Annotated in this window: 1 protein-coding gene and 1 tRNA gene; both read left to right on the top strand. The window is 41.2% G+C overall.

The window, feature by feature from the left end; translation table 11 throughout:
- Positions 1-23 precede the first annotated feature (23 nt).
- Positions 24-100: transfer RNA gene (locus NW827_RS09925), tRNA-Met, on the top strand.
- Positions 101-305: 205 nt separating this feature from the next.
- On the top strand, positions 306-575 hold a 270-nt coding region (locus NW827_RS09920; protein ID WP_414503636.1), incomplete at its 3' end, for a hypothetical protein.

Raw genomic sequence — 575 nt, 5'->3', positions numbered from 1 at the left:
GAATTTATAATAAGTTTTTGGTTGGCTGGGTAGCTCAACTGGTTAGAGCGTGGGATTCATAACCCCAAGGTTGGGAGTTCGAGTCTCCCCCCCGCCACCATTTTATTTTATCTGACAGCAAGTTCTGGCTTCTTGCTTCAAGGTAAAACTCTAAAAACTCTTGAACAGAATCAAGCCTAATCTCAAAAAACGTTTAGTAGAGTTTCAATTTCTTGATATAATATTCGGCAATGAAAACCTGCCCGAAGTGTCACTCTTCATATTCAGATGAGACTCTGAATTTTTGCCTTATCGATGGCACTCCGTTGGTTAAAGTAGATGTTCCTCGTGACGTAACTTCTGGCGTGAATCTAGAAGAAGACACACTTATTGATTCAAAAGTTCATAACTTAAACTTAACAGGAAGAGAACGGCCAGCTCTGCCTACTCAATCTACCGGTAGTAGCCGCAACAAAAAGTTCCTTTTTCTAGGTTTAATCGGATTAGCAGTTTTGGGGATTTTCTTTTTCCTGCAAGATAGAATGCGACCTTCATCAGAGCCTGCTGACGTTCCGAAGCAAGTGAGTATCTCTACC

It is taken from the genome of Synechococcus sp. H70.1 (assembly GCF_047502705.1).
In the GTDB taxonomy this organism is placed as follows: domain Bacteria; phylum Cyanobacteriota; class Cyanobacteriia; order Thermostichales; family Thermostichaceae; genus Thermostichus.
The sequence above is the reverse complement of the archived record's forward strand: the minus strand, read 5'-3'. Positions and strand labels throughout refer to the sequence as shown.